At 72.3% G+C, this 15,187-nt stretch carries 13 protein-coding genes; 5 read left to right on the top strand and 8 right to left on the bottom strand.

Going from position 1 to position 15,187, the window contains the following annotated elements; all coding sequences use genetic code 11:
• The first annotated feature begins 37 nt into the window (after nt 1-37).
• Nucleotides 38-1,942 carry a protein kinase domain-containing protein gene (locus LHJ74_RS05865; protein ID WP_260216426.1) on the top strand — a complete coding sequence of 635 codons (1,905 nt, stop codon included), beginning with the start codon at nt 38-40 and terminating at the stop codon, nt 1,940-1,942.
• An 88-nt stretch (nt 1,943-2,030) separates the two neighbouring features.
• Here the strand turns inward: LHJ74_RS05865 and LHJ74_RS05860 are convergent, their stop codons facing one another.
• Complete coding sequence (locus tag LHJ74_RS05860; RefSeq protein ID WP_260216425.1) at nt 2,031-2,924, bottom strand: putative protein N(5)-glutamine methyltransferase; 894 nt, start codon at nt 2,922-2,924, stop codon at nt 2,031-2,033.
• 180 nt (nt 2,925-3,104) lie between these two features.
• A complete protein-coding gene (locus LHJ74_RS05855) occupies nt 3,105-4,484 on the bottom strand; it encodes a TerD family protein (protein ID WP_260216424.1) in 1,380 nt (459 codons plus the stop codon).
• 177 nt (nt 4,485-4,661) lie between these two features.
• On the opposite strand from LHJ74_RS05855, the gene LHJ74_RS05850 reads away from it, so the two are divergent.
• On the top strand, nt 4,662-5,492 hold the full coding sequence (locus tag LHJ74_RS05850) for a methyltransferase domain-containing protein (protein ID WP_260216423.1): 831 nt from the start codon (nt 4,662-4,664) through the stop codon (nt 5,490-5,492).
• 68 nt (nt 5,493-5,560) lie between these two features.
• Here LHJ74_RS05850 and LHJ74_RS05845 read toward each other — a convergent pair whose 3' ends face one another.
• The 4 genes from LHJ74_RS05845 to LHJ74_RS05830 form a co-directional block, all read right to left on the bottom strand.
• Nucleotides 5,561-6,256 (bottom strand): class F sortase, encoded by a 696-nt coding sequence (locus LHJ74_RS05845; RefSeq protein ID WP_260216422.1) that lies wholly within the window; start codon nt 6,254-6,256, stop codon nt 5,561-5,563.
• A gap of 4 nt (nt 6,257-6,260) precedes the next feature.
• Nucleotides 6,261-7,007: a hypothetical protein gene (locus LHJ74_RS05840; protein ID WP_260216421.1), complete on the bottom strand. Its 747-nt coding sequence runs from the start codon at nt 7,005-7,007 to the stop codon at nt 6,261-6,263.
• A 292-nt stretch (nt 7,008-7,299) separates the two neighbouring features.
• The gene (locus LHJ74_RS05835) at nt 7,300-8,964 is read right to left on the bottom strand and encodes an ABC transporter permease (RefSeq protein WP_260216420.1); all 1,665 of its coding nucleotides are present in this window, start codon (nt 8,962-8,964) and stop codon (nt 7,300-7,302) included.
• The gene (locus LHJ74_RS05830) at nt 8,961-9,983 is read right to left on the bottom strand and encodes an ABC transporter ATP-binding protein (protein ID WP_260216419.1); all 1,023 of its coding nucleotides are present in this window, start codon (nt 9,981-9,983) and stop codon (nt 8,961-8,963) included. Before LHJ74_RS05830 ends, LHJ74_RS05835 begins: the two co-directional genes overlap by 4 nt.
• Before the next feature lie 235 nt (nt 9,984-10,218).
• On the opposite strand from LHJ74_RS05830, the gene LHJ74_RS05825 reads away from it, so the two are divergent.
• Nucleotides 10,219-10,686 carry a GbsR/MarR family transcriptional regulator gene (locus tag LHJ74_RS05825; RefSeq protein ID WP_260216566.1) on the top strand — a complete coding sequence of 156 codons (468 nt, stop codon included), beginning with the start codon at nt 10,219-10,221 and terminating at the stop codon, nt 10,684-10,686.
• 153 nt (nt 10,687-10,839) lie between these two features.
• Here LHJ74_RS05825 and LHJ74_RS05820 read toward each other — a convergent pair whose 3' ends face one another.
• Nucleotides 10,840-11,226, bottom strand: coding sequence for a VOC family protein (locus LHJ74_RS05820; protein ID WP_260216418.1), 387 nt, complete (start codon nt 11,224-11,226; stop codon nt 10,840-10,842).
• A 71-nt stretch (nt 11,227-11,297) separates the two neighbouring features.
• Between LHJ74_RS05820 and LHJ74_RS05815 the strand changes: the two genes are divergently transcribed.
• Nucleotides 11,298-12,266 carry a helix-turn-helix transcriptional regulator gene (locus LHJ74_RS05815; RefSeq protein WP_260216417.1) on the top strand — a complete coding sequence of 323 codons (969 nt, stop codon included), beginning with the start codon at nt 11,298-11,300 and terminating at the stop codon, nt 12,264-12,266.
• A gap of 121 nt (nt 12,267-12,387) precedes the next feature.
• Here the strand turns inward: LHJ74_RS05815 and LHJ74_RS05810 are convergent, their stop codons facing one another.
• Nucleotides 12,388-13,581 carry a hypothetical protein gene (locus LHJ74_RS05810; RefSeq protein WP_260216416.1) on the bottom strand — a complete coding sequence of 398 codons (1,194 nt, stop codon included), beginning with the start codon at nt 13,579-13,581 and terminating at the stop codon, nt 12,388-12,390.
• A gap of 245 nt (nt 13,582-13,826) precedes the next feature.
• Between LHJ74_RS05810 and LHJ74_RS05805 the strand changes: the two genes are divergently transcribed.
• Entirely contained in the window at nt 13,827-15,110 is a 1,284-nt protein-coding gene (locus LHJ74_RS05805) for an adenylosuccinate synthase (RefSeq protein WP_260216415.1), read from the top strand.
• Nucleotides 15,111-15,187 lie beyond the last annotated feature (77 nt).

Here is a 15,187-nt window from a genome sequence, read left to right as displayed (position 1 = left end):
CCTCGGTGACGTTCGACGCACGGGGGAGGCAGTACACATGGACAGGCTGGATGCCGGGGATCCACGCTGGATCGGCGGATACCGCCTGCTCGGCAGACTGGGCGAGGGCGGCATGGGCCGCGTCTACCTCGCCCGCTCCGAGCGTGGCCGGACGGTGGCGGTCAAGGCGGTCAAGGCGGAGCTTGCCCGCCATTCGGACTTCCGCCGCCGCTTCGCACAGGAGATCACCGCCGCCCGGCGGGTCGGCGCGCAGTACACAGCCCCCGTGCTGGACGCGGACACCGAGGCGGCCGAACCATGGGTGGCCACCGGTTACATCGCCGGTCCCTCACTCGCCGAGGTCGTCGACCGGGACTTCGGGCCGCTTCCTGAGAACTCCGTACGGGCCCTGGCGACCGGGCTCGTCAAGGCACTCACCGCCATCCACGGCGCCGGGCTCATCCATCGCGACCTGAAGCCGTCCAATGTGCTGATCACCATCGACGGCCCGCGCGTCATCGACTTCGGCATCGCCCGCGCCCTGGACGCCACCGTCGAACCCTCGGGCGGGCTGACCCGCACCGGAGCGGTGATCGGTTCCCCCGGATTCATGTCGCCGGAACAGGTAAGGGGCCAGCAGGTCACCGGCGGCAGCGATGTGTTCTGCCTGGGTGCGGTGCTGTCGTACGCGGCCACCGGCCGGTTGCCCTTCGGCACCGCGGACAGCGGCATACACGCGCTGATGTTCCGCATAGCCGAGGAGGAGCCGGATCTGAGCGGGCTCTCCGGGCCGCTGCACGAACTGATCTTCGCCTGCCTCGCCAAGGACCCGGCCCACCGGCCCACGCTTGAGACGCTGGCGGCTCTCACCCAGGGGGAGATCACCGGCACCTGGCTGCCGGGCGAGGTGCTGGCGCAACTGGGGCGGCACGCCGTGCAGCTGCTGGACAGCGAGGACCCGGAGGCGCAGTCCGCCGCATTCGCCGAAGGCAGGGCGGGCACGGGCGGGGCCGCTCCGGCGGCCTCGACGCCTTCGCCGCCCGCCGCCCCGTACCCGTCCATGCCGGCGGGACCGGGCGGCTACCCGGCGGGCGGACAGCCCGGTCCGTACGGCTACCCGCACCCCGGCTGGCAGGGCGCCACCCAGCCTGCCGGCCCGGCCCAGGCACAAGCCCATGCCCAGGCCCAGGCGCAAACCCAGCAGGCCACGTACCAGGCGGCCTATCCCACCGGCTACCAGACGGGCTACCAGGGCGCGCCCGCGTACCCCGTACCGGCCGGGAACCGTCCGCCTCCGCCCGCCCGGTCCGCGCGCTCCCTGTCCACTCCGGCCTGGGCGCTGCTGGCCACCTGCCTCGTCTGGATGGTGGCGGACTTCTTCGTCATGGTCTCGGTGGACTCCAGCCTCGGCGAGCTGCCGGAGAGCCTCCCTCCCCAGTACCACTCCGACTTCGAGTCCATGAAGGACATGACCCAGGTGATGGAGGTCTTCGGACTCTTCATCCGTCTCGGTGCCGTCGCCCTGTGGACGCAGTGGTTCTACCGCGTACGCATGAACGCCGAAGCCTTCGCCCCTGGACAGATCCGCTACGCGGCGGGCATGGCGGCGGGCACCTGGTTCATCCCGTTCTGCAACCTCTTCATGCCCAAGCAGATCGCGAACGACATCTGGACGGCGACCAATCCCCCGGCCATGCCCATGTCCTGGTACACGATGCGGCCCCGGACGCCGCACGGCCTGCTGAACGCCTGGTGGACGCTGTGGGTGATCTACTTCTGCCTGACCTTCATGGCCTCCTGGGAGAGCTGGTACGAGAACGGCTCCATCGACGGCGCGTCAGGCTCACTGGCCCTCGGAATCTTCGCCAGCCTCACCGGCGTCGCGGCGGCGGTCCTGGCCATCATCTTCGTCATCCGGCTGACGAAGATGCAGGACGAGCGCATCCGGGGCCGCATCGGCTAGGACCTCTCGTCTGGATCTTGCTGGATCAGGCCGTCTCGGGGTGCCGTGGCCCGGCCCGCCACCGGGGCGTGCGGGCCGGGGGCAGGGCTCAGCTTTGCGGACACGCCCTGGGGTCGGGGGTCGGGCGGGGGTCCGGGAGGGCTCCGACGACGACCGTTGCGTTGTGCTCCTCATTGGCCGACAGCCGGGGGGTCAGTCCGCTCCGGGCGAAGGTCTCCATTGCCCTGGGCGCCTGCCGTTCGCTGGTCTCGACCAGCAGGCATCCGCCCGGCGCCAGCCAGCGCGGCGCCTCGGCTGCCACCCGCCGCAGCACGTCGAGCCCGTCCGCGCCGCCGTCGAGCGCCACCCGCGGCTCGTGCACGCGCGCCTCCGGGGGCAGCAGTTCCACCTCCTCGGTCGGCACATAGGGCACATTTGCCGCCAGTACGTCGATACGGCCGCGCAGCGCGACGGGCAGCGGCTCGTACAGGTCACCCTCGTACACCTGGCCGCCGACGGCGTCGAGGTTGCGGCGGGCGCACCGCACCGCCACCGGGTCGACGTCGGCGGCGTACAGCTCGGCCCCCTCCACGGCCGCGGCCAGCGCAGCGCCCACCGCACCCGAACCGCAGCACAGATCGACAAGCACCGGGCGCGGCCGGGCGACGGCCTGAGGGGCCTGATGGGCGAGGAAGGTGGCCAGCCGCACGAGGTACTCGGTGCGGCGGCGTGGCACGAAAACCCGCGCGTCGACCGCTACCCGGCGGCCGCAGAACTCCGCCCAGCCGAGGACGTGTTCGAGCGGGAGGCCGCCTGCCCGCTGGTCGACCAGGGCGGCCAGCTCGTCCGGTGTCCGGGCGGCGCGGAGGAGCAGACGCGCCTCGTCCTCGGCGAAGACACAGCCCGCGGCGCGGAGCGTCAGGGTGACGGCGGCATGGGAACGGCTCTTTGGAGAAGGGGAGGATTCCGGGAACTCTGAAGAAGGGGAAGGGGAAAGCGACATGAGGAGCCTTTCGGATACCGAAGGGCACTCTCGCGATCGGCTACGCCCGAAGGGCCGTACGACCAAGAGGTGAGAGCACCCAGCCTGCTACCGCGGTAATGGGTCTCACCCCCTCTTTTCCTCGTCCGTCCACTGCTGGAGCCGCCCACACTACCTGAGCCCCCGCCGGAAGCGGTGACCTCAGCCCGGGCGCTTGAACTCCGCGGGGCCTGCGTTCATCTCGATCGTTCCGTCGAGGTGGAGCACGGGACGGCGTTCGGTCATCCGGCCGCTGTACGCCTCGATATGGCGGATCGCCACGCCGCCCGGATCACCGAAGTCGATCAGCGCGAGCGCCACCCAGTACCGGGTCTTGGTGTTCTCGTAGAGCGGGGCGGTGACGGTGGAACCCCGCCCGTCGCTGACCACCGCCTTCGCACCGAAACTGCGGAACGAGCCCAGCCCGTTCCCCACCGCCGAGTACGCGCACAGCAGTACGTAGCCGTGCTGGTCGGCGTGGGTGATGCGGATCGTCTCGCAGCCCGGGTCACGTGCGTCTCCGTCGAGCTGGATGTACGGCGGTTCGGTGAGGGAGCCGAGACGCTTGTAGTAGACGGCGTAGTCCGTATTCGACGCCCTCTTCCCGCCCGGCTGCGTCATGTGGCCCTTCTTGACGAGCGTTCCGGGTATCAAGGAGCCGCGGAGCGCCTCGGCGGCCGGTATGAACAGGGCATAGAGGTCGAGGTCGGCGCCGCGCTTCCGCCGCTGGTCGCTGCCGCCGTCCCATTCGAGGGCAGCGGTGACCACCAGTGCACGGTCTCCCTTGTCCAGGCTGATGGACGCCTGGCCGCCCTTCTCCAGACTGATGCTGCCCAGCGGGGCCTTGACCAGGTTCGCCGGGACGGCGGTGGCTGGGGCTGGCGCTGGGACGGGAGCTGCGGCCACAGGAGCGGGCGCGGGAGCCGGGGGCGCCGACGGGACGGGCGCTGCCGGGGCCGGAGCCGGGGCTGGGGCGGGCGCGGGGGCGGCGGCGGGCGCGGGGGCAGGTGCCGGGGCGGGCTCCGGCTCGTCGTCAACCGTCACGCCGAAGTCCCTGGCCAGACCGGCGAGCCCGTCCCGGTACCCCTGCCCCACGGCCCTGACCTTCCACCCGTCTCCCCGGCGGTAGACCTCCACCAGCAGCACCGCACGCTCGCCCTCGGTCAGCGGCGGCAGCGTGAACACCAGCGGCTCGCGTCCCGTCTGGCAGGCCCGCGCGGAGACCTCCCGCACCTGAGCGAAGGTCTGCCCCGCGCCATTCGGGTCGCAGCTCCCCACCAGCACCACGCGGTCCACGGCGGGGGGCAGGGCGCCGGGCTCGATCACGATCCGTGCGGCGTGATCCGATTTCCCCGCCGCATACCGGACCGCACCGGCCTCGGCCGACTGCTGGTTGTAGAACACCATGTCGCCGTCCGACCGGACCTTGCCGCCCGGCCCGACGAGCAGCGCGCTGAGATCCACCGTGGTGCCCGCGTACGACAGCTCCACCGTGACCTGCGCACCGGCGAGCGGTGCGTTCGCTCCCTTGGCAAGCTCCATGCTGACCGGACCCCCTGTGTCGTGACCGGCTGCCAGCCTCGCACAGCCCTGCGACGCCGAGTGCGGGTTCCCGGAGAAGTCCTGCGCGTGCACGCCGAGTCGCACCTCGTCGTCCGGATATGTTCGTATAGCGAGACGGTTTTGCTCAAGATGTGGACCCATGCCTACGCTCCCGCCATGTCCGACGATTCCCGGGGCCCCCAGTCCGCCGTGTACACCCACGGGCACCACGACTCCGTGCTGCGCTCGCACCGCTGGCGTACGGCCGCCAACTCCGCCGCCTACCTGCTGCCCGAACTACGGGCGGGACAGGCCGTGCTGGACGTGGGCTGCGGGCCCGGCACCGTGACCGCCGACCTGGCCGCCGCCGTCGCACCGGGCGGCGAGGTGACAGGTGTGGACGCGGCCGAAAGCATCCTCGGTCCGGCCCGCGCCGTCGCCGCCGAACGGCGTCTGGACAACCTCCGGTTCACGACCGCCGATGTGCACGCGCTGGACTTCCCCGACGACACCTTCGACGTCGTCCACGCGCACCAACTGCTCCAGCACGTGGGCGACCCGGTGCGCGCGCTGGAGGAGATGCGGCGGGTGTGCCGTCCGGGCGGCGTCCTCGCGGCCCGCGACTCCGACTACGGCGCCATGACCTGGTACCCCCGGATACCCGCACTCGACGAATGGCTCAGCCTCTACCGACGCGTCGCCCGCGCCAACGGCGGAGAACCGGACGCCGGGCGCCGACTGCACGCCTGGGCACGCCGCGCGGGCTGTGCCCCCCGCACCGTCACCACGGCCACCTGGTGCTTCCACTCCCCCGAGGACCGCGCCTGGTGGAGCGGGCTGTGGGCGGAGCGCACCGTCGCCTCCGAGTACGCACGCCGCGCGGTCGGCGGCGGGCACGCGGACGAGGCGCAGCTGCACCGCATCGCCGACGGCTGGCGGGAGTGGGGCGCGGACGAGGACGGCTGGTTCTCCGTCCTGCACGGCGAGATCGTGTGCGACGTGGGGTGACAGCGCGCCTCGCGGCTGCGGCGGAAGGATTCGCCGCCGCAGCCGCGAGGAGACCGGCCGGGCAGGCCCTACGCCGGGGTGGCGGTGAGGTGGGCGAAGATCACCACGCCCGCTCCGTCGGTGGCGGCGTCCGCGCGGCCGATCAGGCGCAGTTCGGGCCGCTCGGTGCCGCCGTACACCTCTTCGCCCGGGAAGCGGCCGCCGCCGCGGCCGACGCCCGCGGTCCCCGGGCGCGGCGCACCGTACCGGGTGACCCTGTCGACGACGAAGCGTGCCAGGCTGCCGTCCGAGCGCCAGATGTCGATGACGGCGCCCCGGCGCAGTCCGCCCAGACCGGCGAGGGCGGCCCGGCCGCCGCGGGTGCCCAACGGCCCGGCGAGCAGCGCCGGGCCCGGCTCGCCCGGTGACGGGCCGCCCCGGTACCAGACCACCCGGCCGGCTGCCGCCCTGACCGGCTCCGGCGGGCCGCCCTCTCCCGGCACTCCGGCGACGTCCGTCACCCGGACGTCCGTGTCCGTACGGGCGATGCGCAGCCGCGTGGGGGCGGAACGGGGAAGCCCCTCGGCTGCACGCTCGCCGCTGACCGCGTCGGACCGTGCGCCTGTCGCCGCGTACGAGACGCCGCGGTCGCTGGCCACCGCGCCGCGCTCCGCCTCGGCCGGGGCCAGCCGGCAGAGGAGGACCGTCAGCAGTACGGAGCCGACCAGCGCCGCGGCTTCCAGGCGGCGGCCGCGCAGCGAGAGGCGTTCGTGGCGGGTGGGCATCGGATCAGCCTCGCCCGCGGCCTGCCGGACTCCCGGCCCCCGAAGAGACCGAAGCCCCCGAAGAGACCGTCGTCCGGCCGTCTGCCCAGAGCGCCCGGGGCGCTCTGACAGCTCTGAGCGATCTGACGGAGGGGTGTGCCAGATGTGGTCGAGGTGCCAGATGTGGTCGACGTGCCCGGCACGGCAGGCGTGACCCGTGCGGTCCGCTGCCCGACGGGCGGGCCGGACGCCCCCGCAGTGTGAGCACGTAGCCCGCCAGCCCCGCCGTGGCCAGGCCGCCGCCGATCGCCAGCGCCGCTCTGCCGACTCCGGGGCCGTCGTCCTCCTGCTGGGCGAGGCCCCCGGTCTGACTTTCCGTCACGTCGCTCGGCAGGCCGACGGCGGGCGCGGTACCGGCTCCGCCGCCGCCCGTGTGCACGAACCAGGCGGTGAGGGGCTCGGCTCCCCGGCAGTCCGCGGTGACGGCATAGCGTTCGCCGGCCAGGAGTCCGGGCCGTACGACCGCGTCCGCGACGGCCGCGCCGCCGGGTCCGGGCCGCAGTGTGGCCGGGTTCCGGAAGGCGGGCGAGGAGACCTTGCCGTGCCCGGATCCGGCCGCGCAGGCGGCGCGCACGGTCACCGATTCCCAGGCGGCGGCGGAGGCCGGAGTGAGGGTCAGCCTCCCTCCCGAAGCCGAACTACCGTTCTCAGTCTGGGCGGCAGAGACGGGAGCGGGGGTGGCGAATCCGAGCACGACTGCGGCAGCCGCCACGACGCCCGCCCTCCCGGCGGCAGCGGTGAGGCAGCGGGCACGGAGTCCGCCGGGTTCTCGTGTTCCGTCCGGTCTGTCTGGTCTACCCGGTCTACCCGGTCTGTCACGTCTACCCGGTTGCGTCGGCGAAGTCATGCCCTCATGCGAGCAGCGCGGTCCGCCCACCGCACGTACGGTGCCGCCTATCGGGTGGGCCCTCTGCGCCATCCGAGGACGAGTCTGCGGGAGCCTCCCGGCCCCCGCCCAGGAACCAGGGACGGCCGGGGCAGCAGCCCCGGCCGCTCCCCGCGCCTTACTTGGTCTCCAAGTCCCGCCGCCGGAAGCCCGCCAGCCCCAGCGCCACCAGGGCCGCCGCAAGCGCGGTGAGGATGAGCGCCGGGGTCCACTCCATGGCCTCCGCGGGCAGCTTCGCCACATGACCGAACGGGGAGAGGTTGTTCAGCCAGTCCGGGAAGTCCAGGATCTGCCCGAGGTAGCCGACGAGGAAGGCGTACACCGGCACGATCCAGGCAACTGCCGTGATCCGGGGCAGCCAGCCGAAGAGCGTCACCGTGATGCCCGCCGTCACCCACAGCGCGGGGGCGTAGGCGAGCGGCGCGATCAGCAGGTCGAGGAAGAGGCCGCCGTCCCCGGTGGCCACCGCGCCCGAGATGCCGAAGCCGAGACCGGTGAGGAAGAGGATCGCGACCCCGCCCCCCATGGCGACGGCGAGATGGCTCGCCACCCAGCAGGTGCGGGACAGCCCGGTCGCCAGCAGCGGTTCGGCACGCCCGGCGGTCTCCTCTGACTGCGGACGCAGCGTCGCCATCACCACGTACACCGCCGCGACGACCGCGATCACGATCATGACGGTCGAGGCGAAGGACTCGGCGATCGTGGCGCCGCCGATCTTCTCGACCGCCTCCCGCAACTCGTCGACGTCCTCGATCATCTCTTCGGCGTCACCGAGGATTGAGCCGTACATGACGCCCATCAGGAGCAGTCCGGCGCCGAACCCGGCCAGCATGCCCCGGTGCAGCCGCAGCGCGAAGCCGATCGGACGGGTAAGGGCGGCCGAGGCGACCGGGCTGCCCAGGCGCGTGGCCCGCAGGCTGCCGCCGACGTCGCGCAGGGTGCTCAGCCGGTACGCGACGACCGTCGCGACGGCGGCCAGCGCGAGCCCCAGCAGCACCGGCCACCAGCGGTCGTCGACATACGGATAGGTCCGCTGGGCCCAGCCGATCGGGGAGAGCCAGGAGAGCACGCCGTTGCCGACGTCCCCGGCGGCGCGCAGCGCGTACGCCACGCCGATCACCGCGAGCGCCATGCCGGAGGCGCCGCGTGCGTACTGGCTGATCTGGACCGTGATCGCGGCGACGGCGGCGAAGACGAGGCCCGCCATCGTGTGCACGGCGCCGTACAGCAGTGAGCCGCCCCAGTTGACGCCCTCGGTGCCCTGTCCGCCGACGCCCACGGCGATGAGCAGGCCCAGCGCGAGGTTGGCGAGGGCGGCGGTGACCAGCGCGGCCGTGAGATGCGCGTGCCGTCCGACGACCGTGGCGCGGACCAGTTCGGCGCGGCCGGTCTCCTCCTCGGTACGGGTGTGCCGGGCGACGATCAGCACGCTCATCAGGCCCACCAGGACGGCCATGAAGCCGAGCATCTGATGGCTCAGCATGGAGCCGTAGTTGTAGTCGTCCAGATAGTGACCGGGGCCGGTCATGGCCAGCCCGGCCGGACTGTCGAGACTTCCGGCGGCCGACCTGCGGTCCTCCGCCTCCGGATACTGGGAGACGGTGCTGGAGAGCGTGCTGAGCGTGCCGAGGAAGAGGGCGCCGATCCAGACAGGGAGACGGACGCGGTCGCGGCGGAGATTGAAGCGGAGCAGGGTGCCGGTCCCGGCCAGCGGGTGGCTCTCGCGGGAGAGCCCTCCGCCGCTCGGCGGTATGGCTGTCTTGGTCGCGGTGGCGGCGCTCATCGCTGCGCTTCCGAGGAATCCGAGGCTTCCGAGGTTGCGGAGACCGCGGAGGTCGCGGAGGTTTCCGGCACGGGCTTCGCGCCGTCAGCGCCTGCACGGGTCGCGCCGTTTGCGCCGTTCGCGCCCAGGACATCCCCGTAATGGCGCAGCATCAGCTCCTCCAGCGTCGGCGGGTGACTCAGCAGGCTGCGCACACCGCTCTCGAGCAGCTTGCGCATCGCGCCGTCCAGATGCGCGCCGTCGACGGCGAACCGCACCCGTCCGTCCGCGTGCTGTACGTCGTGCACTCCGGGGAGTGACTCCAGCCCGGTGACCGGCCGTTCGGTCTCGGCCTCGATCGCCGTACGGGTCAGGTGCCGCATCTCGCTGAGGGTGCCCGACTGGACGACCTGGCCGAGCCGCACGATGCTCACCCGGTCGCACAGTTTCTCGACCTGGGCCAGGATGTGGCTGGACAGCAGCACCGTCTTGCCTGCCGCCCTGGCCTGCAGGATGACGTCCTGGAAGATCACCTCCATCAGCGGGTCGAGACCGGCGGTGGGCTCGTCCAGCAGCAGCAGCTCGGCGTCGGAGGCGAGCGCGGCGACGATCGCGACCTTCTGCCGGTTGCCCTTGGAGTAGGTACGGCCCTTCTTCGTGGGGTCGAGGTCGAAACGCTCGATCAGCTCATCGCGGCGGCTCTTGTCCAGGCCGCCGCGCAGCCGGGAGAGCAGGTCGATCGCCTCGCCGCCGGTGAGGTTGGGCCAGAGTTCGACGTCGCCGGGCACATAGGCGAGCCGCCGGTGCAGTTGGACGGCGTCGCGCCAGGGATCTCCCCCGAGGACCGTCGCCTGTCCCGTGTCGGCTCGGAGGAGACCGAGCAGTACGCGGATCGTGGTGGACTTCCCAGCTCCGTTGGGCCCGAGGAACCCGTGCACCTCTCCCGTCCCGACGTGCAGGTCGAGGCCGTCGAGCGCACGGGTCCGGCCGAAGGACTTGACGAGGCCGGATACCGAGATGGCTGTGGTTGCCGTGGTCATGATTTCGAAGCTACGCTAATTTCAGGAATTTGTGAACTTATGAAAGCGTTAGGATCGGCGACACAGGCTTGAGCTGGGGAGATGCACCACGGTGGGCGACCGGAACGGGCAGGACACACACGCGACGCCGGGCGATCCGGTCACACCGGGCGGCCCGGACTCATCGGGCACACCGGACGGGCCGGGTGAGCACCGCGAGCACACCCCTGAGGGCTCCGACGAGTACGGGCCGCGGATCTCGTCCTTCGTCGAACGCTTCGCGGCAGACCTCACCGAAGCGGGCATGCAGCGCATGGCCTCCCGGGTCTTCGCCTGCCTGCTCGCCTCACCCAAGGCCGCGCTGAGCTCCGCCGAGCTGGCCGAACGGCTCCAGTGCAGCCCGGCCGCCGTCTCCGGTGCCGTCCGCTACCTCTCCCAGGTCCACCTGATCAGCCGGGAACGCGAGCCGGGCTCCCGGCGCGAGCGGTACCGCCTCCACGAGGACATCTGGTACGAGACGTTCACCACCCGTGACCAGATCATCCGGCGCTGGTCCTCCACGCTGAGGGCGGGGGCCGAGAGCCTCGGCCTGGACACGCCGGAGGGCCGCCGCGTCCTGGAGACCAGCGAGTTCTTCGACTTTCTGCAGCGGGAGATGGCCGAGATGATGGGGCGCTGGCGCAAGCGCAGCGACGAGCTGAACCAGAGCCTGCCCAACGTGTGAGCACGCCCGCCTCATGAGCGTGGCGGCCGTCGCCCCCGCGTGACTCCGTAGCTGTGCACGGCCGAAGCCCCTGCCTGCGGCAGGGGCTTCGGCTGACGGAACGGAGCTGAGGGAACGGGGCGACAGGGGAGGGACGGCGGGGACCGGACGGGCTCAGGCCAGTGTGGTGATGCAGAACGGATGACCCGCCGGGTCCAGCAGGACCCTCCACCTGTCCGGTTCGGGCTGCAACGAAGGCTCGGCGGCGCCCAGGCCCAGCAGCCTGGCCTGGGCGACGTCCAGGTCCTCGACACCCAGCTCCAGGTGGGCCTGCTTCTCCTGTGCGGGGTCGGGCCAGGTGGGACGGCGGTAGTCGGTCAGCCGGTTGAACCCCAGCCCGGCGGCGCCCTCCTTGCCGAGAAGGATGAAGTCGTCGCTCGCGTAGGCGACAGGCAGGCCGAGGGCTTCGCCGTAGAAGCGGGCCATCTCGGCCGGGTCCTGGCAGTCGAAGGTGACTGCCACGTAGCGGATCGACGGTGCGGAATCGGTTCCGGTGCTCATGAGGAGGACGCTACGACGCGATGCGGACAGTTCCGGTCCGGGTCGTCGCCGGTCCAGCGGACAATAGGAAGGTGATCAGCACCTCCGCCCGCCTGCTGCGCCTGGCCTCCCTGCTGGCCTCGCGGCCGTCCTGGACCTCCGGAGAGCTGGCCGGGCGCCTGGAAGTCACCGAGCGCACCGTCCGGCGGGACATCTCCCGGCTGCGGGAGCTGGGCTACGGGGTCGAGTCCGATCCCGGCCCGTGGGGCGGCTACCGCCTCAGCGGCGGCAGCCGCGTGCCGCCGCTGGTCCTCGATGACGAAGAGGCGCTCGCCGTCGCCGTCGCACTGCGCGAAGCGGGGCTCAGCGGTGTCCTCGGCGGCGACCAGGCGGCGGTCTCGGCGCTGCTGAAACTGCGGCAGGTGCTGCCGCGCCGGGTCGCGGCCCGGCTGGGCGAACTGGACGACGCTTTCGTCCACACCCCACGACCTGATGACCGGCAGATCGCCCCCGGCATGCTGCTGGAGCTGGCCACCGTCTGCCGCAGGGGCGAGCGCACCCGCCTGTCGTACCGCGACCGGAACGGGAAGGCCACGGTGCGGGAGGTCGACCCGTACCGTCTCGTGCACACGGGGCGCCGCTGGTATTTCGTCGCCCGGGACACGGAGCGCGGCGAGTGGCGCACCTTCCGTGCGGACCGGGTCGCGCAGATACACCCGACCGGACACCCGGCGGAACTCCCCGACCCGCCCGACCCGGTGCACCTCGTCTCCCGCACCCTCGCACGCAGCGGCTACGCGCTCTACGTCACCGTCCGCCTCCCGCTGCCGATGGACCGGGCACTGCGCCTGATCCCGCCGACGGTCGGCACGCACCGCCCGGACGGCCCGGACGCCACTGTCGTCGACGTCGGCGGCCCCGACGCGGACGGACTCGCCGGCTACCTGCTCAGGCTGGGCACGCCGCTGCGGGTGCTCGCTCCCGACGCCGTACGGGAGGCGCTGGTCCGCCGCAGCCGGGAGCTGCTCGACGCCTACGGAAGCGAACCAGGCAGCCCGTAGGCGGCCCCGCAGGACCCACGAGACCCGCAGGACCGCAGGACCGCAGGACCGCAGGACCGCAGGACCGCAGGACCGCAGGACCGCAGGACCGCAGGACCGCAGGCAGCCCTGCGGCGCCGTGTCAGCGCTGGCCCGGCAGCGTCAGGCTCCAGGCGGACTCCAGCGCCGTCCAGGTCCGTGCCCGCACCGGGCCGCCCACCACCGCGTCCGCGCGGTAGCGGAAGTCCGGCCCGGAGACGGTGACCGTACGGGCCCGCGCCCGTACCGGCGTGCTGGAGGACCGCTGCCGTACGACGACCTCCGCGAGCCCGCCGTCACCCGGTGCGAGGGACACCTGGGTGACCGGCCGGTCCAGGTCGGCGAGGACCGCGCCGTCCGCCTCCACCCGCAGCCGCTGCGGCCCGCCGCCGCCCGCCGAGCCGCCCCGTCCGCCGCCCGGCGCGGCCAGCGCGGCCAGCAGCGGCAGCGGACGGGCCAGGGGCCGCGCCAGCGTCCGTACCAGCGCGCGGCAGCTCCGCAGCGGCGGCGCCCACCGGGAGCCGAGGTCGCCGTCCTCCGGCTCCGGCCCGGTGTCCCGGCCGCCGCCCGGTGCGGCCGTGCCGCCCTCCGCGCCGAATCCGTCCCGGCCGTCACGCCCGTCGCGCTGGTCACGCTGGTCACGCTGGTCGCGGCCATCACGCCCATCCCGTCCGTCCCGGCCGTCGCGCCCGTCCCGGCCGTCGCGCCTGCCCGTTCCCTCCCGCCCCTCGTAGCCGTAGCCGTAGCCGTAGCCGTACGCGTCGCGCTCCTCGCACTCCTCGGCGCCGTACGCCGCGCCCTCGCCGTCCCAGCCGCCGCCCTTCCGTCCGTACGCCCGCGACCCGCGCGACCCGCCGCCCTGCGGCCCGGCCGGGACGCGGAGCGCGCCCAGCACCACCCCGCCGCTGTCGTCGACCAGCAGGTCCATCGGGCAGTCCGTGCCGCCGAGCACCGCGCGGGAGGCGTCGACCGCCGTGCACGGGATGCCCAGCGCGCAGGCCAGCGCGATCGCCCCCGGCGGCCCCACGGGCACCACCGCCAGCGCGCACGCGGACAGCTCCCGCTCCCGGTGCAGCAGCTGGACCGTACGCAGCAGCGCCCGGTCGTCGCCGATCAGGACGGGGCGCCGACTGCCCCGGCGTGCGAGGACGCGGGCCACGTCCGTCGGGTGTTCGAGAAGGCATACCTTCGTGCCCGGGGCTCCCGCGCACAGCACGTCACGCGCGATTCTCACGGACTCCCCATCCGTCAGCCGTGCGACGGGATCGATGACCACGAGCAGGTCTGGAGCCGACACCTTGTTCCTCTCTCAGGACTGCGAATCTCCGAGGTCCCACCAGGGCCCCGGTACCCCTGACGCCTGACGGCGGAGGGTCGCCTGTTCGCACCCCGGTAAACAGTTCCGGTAATCTCTCGGTGCAAGAGCCCCTGTCGCTGTTGCGCCAGGGGCTTCAACTATCTGGGGCACCGGTTTCACGGATCACGCGATGGCACAAGCGCCACGCACGTGGGACATGCCCCGCCCGGAAGGGGTGTACGCCTGTGCCCGCACTTGTGCTGCTCGGTGCTCAGTGGGGTGACGAGGGCAAGGGAAAGGCCACCGATCTGCTCGGCGGCTCGGTCGATTATGTGGTCCGCTACCAGGGCGGTAACAACGCCGGTCACACGGTCGTCGTCGGCGACCAGACGTACGCGCTGCATCTGCTCCCCTCCGGAATCCTCTCGCCGGGGTGCGTGCCCGTCATCGGCAACGGCGTCGTCGTCGACCCGTCGGTCCTGCTCTCCGAGCTGAGCGGACTGAACGCGCGCGGCATCGACACGTCCAAGCTGCTGATCAGCGGCAACGCGCATCTGATCACGCCGTACCACGAGACGCTCGACAAGGTGACGGAACGCTTCCTCGGCAAGCGGAAGATCGGCACCACGGGGCGCGGCATCGGCCCCACGTATGCCGACAAGATCAACCGGGTGGGCATCCGCGTCCAGGACCTCTTCGACGAGTCGATCCTGCTGCAGAAGGTCGAAGCGGCGCTCGACTTCAAGAACCAGGTCATGGCCAAGCTCTACAACCGCCGCGCCATCGCTCCGGAACAGGTAGTCGAGGAACTCCTCGGATACGCCGATCAGCTGCGTGGTTATGTCGCCGACACCACCTTGCTCCTGAACAACGCCGTCGACGACGGCAAGGTCGTCCTCTTCGAGGGTGGCCAGGGCACCCTGCTGGACGTGGACCACGGGACGTACCCGTTCGTCACCTCCTCCAACCCCACTGCGGGCGGCGCCTGTACGGGATCGGGTGTCGGGCCGACGAAGATCAGCCGGGTCATCGGCATCCTGAAGGCGTACACCACCCGCGTCGGCGCGGGCCCCTTCCCGACCGAACTGCTGGACGCCGACGGCGAGGCGCTGCGCCGCATCGGCGGCGAGCGCGGCGTCACCACGGGCCGAGACCGCCGCTGCGGCTGGTTCGACGCGGTGATCGCGCGCTACGCGACGCGCGTCAACGGGCTGACGGACTTCTTCCTCACCAAGCTGGACGTCCTCACCGGCTGGGAGCGCATCCCGGTCTGCGTTGCCTACGAGGTCGACGGCAAGCGCGTCGAGGAGCTCCCGTACAGCCAGACCGACTTCCACCACGCGAAGCCGGTGTACGAGTACCTGCCGGGATGGACCGAGGACATCACGAAGGCGAAGAGCTTCGACGACCTGCCGAAGAACGCGCAGGCGTACGTGAAGGCACTGGAGGAGATGTCGGGCGCCCGCATCTCCGCGATCGGCGTCGGCCCCGGCCGCGACGAGACCATCCAGATCCACTCCTTCCTGTAGGCCCGGCCGGGGCGGCCCCCGTCCGGCACTCGCCGGGCGGGGCCGCGTCTCCGCGTGCGATCCGTCCATCCTGGCCA

The sequence above is a fragment of the Streptomyces gossypii genome, from assembly GCF_025165795.1.
Classification (GTDB): Bacteria; Actinomycetota; Actinomycetes; order Streptomycetales; family Streptomycetaceae; genus Streptomyces; species Streptomyces gossypii.
The sequence above is the reverse complement of the archived record's forward strand: the minus strand, read 5'-3'. Positions and strand labels throughout refer to the sequence as shown.

Excerpts from the sequence above, each read along its gene's own strand:
- LHJ74_RS05860 (WP_260216425.1), bottom strand. The coding sequence starts at position 2,924 with ATGTCGCTTTCCCCTTCCCCTTCTTCAGAGTTCCCGGAATCCTCCCCT.
- LHJ74_RS05835 (WP_260216420.1), bottom strand. The coding sequence starts at position 8,964 with ATGAGCGCCGCCACCGCGACCAAGACAGCCATACCGCCGAGCGGCGGA.
- LHJ74_RS05865 (WP_260216426.1), top strand. The coding sequence starts at position 38 with ATGGACAGGCTGGATGCCGGGGATCCACGCTGGATCGGCGGATACCGC.
- LHJ74_RS05850 (WP_260216423.1), top strand. The coding sequence starts at position 4,662 with ATGTCCGACGATTCCCGGGGCCCCCAGTCCGCCGTGTACACCCACGGG.
- LHJ74_RS05820 (WP_260216418.1), bottom strand. The coding sequence starts at position 11,226 with ATGAGCACCGGAACCGATTCCGCACCGTCGATCCGCTACGTGGCAGTC.
- LHJ74_RS05855 (WP_260216424.1), bottom strand. The coding sequence starts at position 4,484 with ATGGAGCTTGCCAAGGGAGCGAACGCACCGCTCGCCGGTGCGCAGGTC.
- LHJ74_RS05845 (WP_260216422.1), bottom strand. The coding sequence starts at position 6,256 with ATGCCCACCCGCCACGAACGCCTCTCGCTGCGCGGCCGCCGCCTGGAA.
- LHJ74_RS05830 (WP_260216419.1), bottom strand. The coding sequence starts at position 9,983 with ATGACCACGGCAACCACAGCCATCTCGGTATCCGGCCTCGTCAAGTCC.